This is a genomic window from uncultured Campylobacter sp. (assembly GCF_938045225.1).
Lineage (GTDB): Bacteria > Campylobacterota > Campylobacteria > Campylobacterales > Campylobacteraceae > Campylobacter_A.
Genome location: NZ_CALINL010000027.1, coordinates 1 through 4,025, shown reverse-complemented (window position 1 = coordinate 4,025; position 4,025 = coordinate 1). Strand labels below are relative to the sequence as shown.

Below are 4,025 nucleotides of genomic sequence, written 5' to 3'. Positions count from 1 at the left end.
GATGTTTGAGGGGCGCGTAAAAACCCTGCACCCAAAAATTCACGGCGGCATCTTGCACAAGCGAAACGACGCAAACCACGTAAGCCAAGCCGCGCAGCACGGTATCGGCGGCATCGATCTGGTCTGCGTAAATTTATACCCGTTTAAACAAACCACCATCCGCACCGATGATTTTGACGAGATTATCGAAAACATCGACATCGGCGGCCCTGCGATGGTGCGCTCTGCGGCTAAAAATTTCGCTAGCGTATATATCGTCACGAGCCCGCTTGATTATGACGAGGTTTTACGCGTTATAGGTGGCGCGGACGAGAGCAAGAAGGCTACTTTTAGGCGAAATTTGATGATAAAAGCCTACGAGCACACCGCAACCTACGACTCGATGATCGCAAACTACATGAACGAGCGCTTTAATGACGGTTTTGGCGAGATGAAATTTATCGCCGGCAGCAAGGTTTTTGACGCGCGTTACGGCGAAAACCCGCACCAAAAGGGCGCGCTATACGAGTTTGATTACTTTTTTAGCAACAACTTCACCGCGCTAAAAGGCGAAGCTAGCTTTAACAACATTACCGACATCAATGCCGCTTTGGCGCTAGCAAGCAGCTTTGACGCCGCTCCTGCGGTCGCCATCGTCAAGCACGCTAACGCTTGCGGTTTTGCCGTAAAATCAAATCTGCTAGAAAGCTACGTCGAGGCGCTAAAATGCGATCCTGTCTCGGCGTACGGCGGCGTCGTGGCGATAAACGGCACGCTAGACCGCGCTTTGGCCGAGAAAATCAACGAAATCTACGTCGAGGTCATCATCGCTGCAAACGTGGACGAGGACGCGCTTGCGGTATTTGAAGCCAAAAAACGCATCAAAATTTTCACCCAGGGCAATAAATTTTTACAGCGCGCAAACGACAAATACGACTTTAAGCACGTTGACGGCGGCTTTGTCTATCAGCAAAGCGATGAGGTGAAAGCTAGCGAGCTAGAAAATATGAAACTACAAACCGCGCGCGCAGCTAACGAGGCTGAGCTAAAAGACCTCGAGATCGCGTGGAAGGTTGCGGCACTCACAAAAAGCAACTGCGTCGTTTACGTAAAAAACAGCGCCGTGGTCGCCATCGGCATGGGTATGACGAGCCGCGTGGATGCTGCGCGTGCGGCCGTAGCCAAGGCGCGCGATATGGGGCTTGATTTACGCGGTTGCGCGCTTGCTAGCGAGGCATTTTTCCCGTTCCGCGATAGTATCGATATCGCAAGCGAGGCGGGCGTAAAAGCCGTGATACAGCCTGGCGGCAGCATCCGCGACGACGAGGTCGTAGCTGCGGCAAACGAGCATGGCATGGCGATGTATTTTACGGGCGTGCGCCACTTTTTACACTAAAATTTGATCTTTTTTGCGGCGAGGTGGCGTAAATTTGACTGCGCCGTTTCGCCGCTTTATATTATTTAGCCCGCATAGTGGACGGTGCTTTTGTCACGCCTTGCTTGTGATCTGCTAAAATTTCTCAAATTTGACTTGCCGGTCTTTAAATTTGGACTGCGATTTGCTTGCGCTTTGGAGATTAAATTTAATTGAAAGCGATTTATGAAGCAAATTTTGATTTTCTTGGCATTTCTGGCGGGGCTTTATGCGGCCAATATCTACGTAAACGGCGAAAAGGTCGGCGACAGCGACCAAAACTCGACCTATAACGGCGAGAGCAAAAACGAAATCCTAAAACAAGAGGGCAAAAAACAGCTCTGCAAAAAAGGCTACAAGAGGTATTGCTAAGTCCGTAAAAGGACCGCTTTGGCTGATTACTTATTGAATTTGGTCTGCCAAACGGCAATCTTTGTGTTTTTAAATAATTTCTACTAGCTATTTTATTTTAAAAATATAGTAAAAATTAAATTTTGACGATTTGTAAAATTATTGGTTTTGAGGTGGCTTGTTTTTAATAATTAAAAATTTATTGCCGTTTATGGCAATAAATTTTTATTGTTATTTTAAGGAACGGATAGCTCGCTATTATTATAAATCGTCATTAGTATTAATTGAGGATTAAGTGCGGTTTCTTCAGCTTCTTTGTCTATATATTGTTTGTGTATCACTAGATATTTGAGTTGAAATTTGTCGTTTTGTTTATTGATGGCAAATTGAAAAATTAATTCGATTTTTGTTATTTCTCGATAAGAGTCCGAAAAAGACTTTAAGTCTTGCTCGATCCTATTTATTCTTTCTTGCTTTTGCTTAGCAAATCGCTCTCTGTTTTTATTAAAATTCGCCTTTTGCTCTTCTATCATATTTTCAAAGTATTCTTTTTTCTTTCGTATATCTTCTTCTGATCGTTTTTTGATTTTTTCAAATTCTTCGCTGTAATCATAATTTACGATTTTGACGGAGTCTTCTATGCGTTTGTTTAATATCCATTGATTGGTCTCTTTGCATCTTTTTACATCGCTTTGTTTCTCGCATCTTTGATCTTGTAGTTTTGCTTCCTCTTTTTCTTGCTCTATATATTTTTTCTGATAATCTATATTATTTTGTATTTTTTTCTTTGCATTTTCAAACGAATATATTTCCTTTTCTTTTTCAAATTCTTTTTGGTAATTCGATATTCTTTCATCAAGATATTTTTGATCATGCTGTAGCATCTCATCTTTAGCGTCTTTGGCGCTTTGAAGCGAGAGTCGATATCTTTTTTCGGCTTGTTCTTTGTATGATTGTGTAATATCGCAGGACGCTTCTACTATTTGCCTGCCATTATCCGTCTCAAACTCTCTCCACGAAACTGCGCTGCACATTTTATAATTATCTATCGCGTCGCCCACGGTTATCGTTTCATCGATTTTTAGGGTGGATTTTTTAACCGTATCGATATTTGAACCGCAGCCGTTTAAAATAATAACCGCTAACAATACGCTTATAATTTGTTTTTTCATATTAAATAATCCCATATTCGTTTTTATCCTTTTAGGTTAAGATTTTTTATACTGTTTTTTAACTCGCTTATCTCGTTTTTTATTTCGTTCAACTCATTTTCTTCCGGGTTTTCTTTTGAAAGCTCGGAAATAGAATTTACGATTATGCCTATAGCTAAATTTAAGACTATGAAACTAACTATTAGGATAAAGCTTACGAAAACTATCCATGCGTAAGGAAACACGGCGATAAGCGGACGAGCGATACCCATCGACCAACTCTCAAGCGTCATAATCTGAAAAAGACTATAAAGACTGCCGCCGAGCGAACCGAAAAATTCGGGAAATCGTTCGCCAAAAAGGTTAAAGCATAATATTCCGTAAACGTAAAAAAATATAAAGAGTAAAAAACCTATGCTAAACATTGGAGCTATAGAGTTAAGCAGGGCATTTGCCACAAGGCGCATTCTAGGAAACATAGAAAGGAGCCTGAGCACTCTTAGTACTCTAAATGCCCTTAGTATCGCTAAATTTTCAATATTTGGCACAAGACAAAGAGCGACGATGATAAAGTCGAAGATATTCCAACCGTTTTTGAAAAAATATAATTTATAAACGCTGAGTTTTAATATGATTTCAGTTACATAAATAACCAAGCAAGCAGCGTCAAGCATATGAAGTATTTGTTTAAATCGCGGAGCCATATCTATCGTATCAATGCCTAAAATAACGGCATTAAAAACAATAACTGCGATGATACAATTTTGAAATTTCAGACTTTGGATGCATGCTTTTATCATAAATTTCCTTGTGATTTTAGTGAAATAATCTTAACGACCTACATTAAAGGACTTTGCCGATTAAGAATCGTCATTTGCATATATAGCCGCCAGCGCTTCTGCGCCAAGATCGGGCGTTTCTTTGCCGTCCGCGCTTATGCCGGCATATCTAAATTCAAACGTTTCTCCATCTTTGTTTATATTAAATTGTATGGTAAGCTCTATCGGGCCTTCGACGGAGATATTGTATTTGTTTTTATATTTGTCTTTTAGCGTGCATTTGGCTTCGACTACTTCGCGTTTGTCGGTAGAGGTAAATTCGCTCCACTTTACGCTCTTGCATGCCTTGTA

General features: G+C 41.0%; 5 protein-coding genes. 2 read left to right on the top strand and 3 right to left on the bottom strand.

Going from position 1 to position 4,025, the window contains the following annotated elements; translation table 11 throughout:
* The coding region (gene purH, locus Q0200_RS01635) for a bifunctional phosphoribosylaminoimidazolecarboxamide formyltransferase/IMP cyclohydrolase (RefSeq protein ID WP_297936984.1) at nucleotides 1–1,375 on the top strand (1,375 nt) is incomplete at its 5' end.
* Nucleotides 1,376–1,579: 204 nt separating this feature from the next.
* Nucleotides 1,580–1,765 carry a hypothetical protein gene (locus Q0200_RS01630; protein ID WP_297936982.1) on the top strand — a complete coding sequence of 62 codons (186 nt, stop codon included), beginning with the start codon at nucleotides 1,580–1,582 and terminating at the stop codon, nucleotides 1,763–1,765.
* A gap of 215 nt (nucleotides 1,766–1,980) precedes the next feature.
* Here Q0200_RS01630 and Q0200_RS01625 read toward each other — a convergent pair whose 3' ends face one another.
* From Q0200_RS01625 to Q0200_RS01615, 3 genes are all read right to left on the bottom strand, one after another.
* Entirely contained in the window at nucleotides 1,981–2,931 is a 951-nt protein-coding gene (locus Q0200_RS01625; protein WP_297936980.1) for a hypothetical protein, read from the bottom strand.
* Nucleotides 2,932–2,939: 8 nt separating this feature from the next.
* On the bottom strand, nucleotides 2,940–3,695 hold the full coding sequence (locus tag Q0200_RS01620; RefSeq protein WP_297936978.1) for an ion transporter: 756 nt from the start codon (nucleotides 3,693–3,695) through the stop codon (nucleotides 2,940–2,942).
* 60 nt (nucleotides 3,696–3,755) lie between these two features.
* On the bottom strand, nucleotides 3,756–4,025 hold a 270-nt coding region (locus Q0200_RS01615; protein WP_297936976.1), incomplete at its 5' end, for a hypothetical protein.

What these genes read in the sequence shown, in the direction of transcription:
- Q0200_RS01630 (WP_297936982.1), top strand. Translation starts at nt 1,580, where the DNA reads ATGAAGCAAATTTTGATTTTCTTGGCATTTCTGGCGGGGCTTTATGCG.
- Q0200_RS01625 (WP_297936980.1), bottom strand. Translation starts at nt 2,931, where the DNA reads ATGGGATTATTTAATATGAAAAAACAAATTATAAGCGTATTGTTAGCG.
- Q0200_RS01620 (WP_297936978.1), bottom strand. Translation starts at nt 3,695, where the DNA reads ATGATAAAAGCATGCATCCAAAGTCTGAAATTTCAAAATTGTATCATC.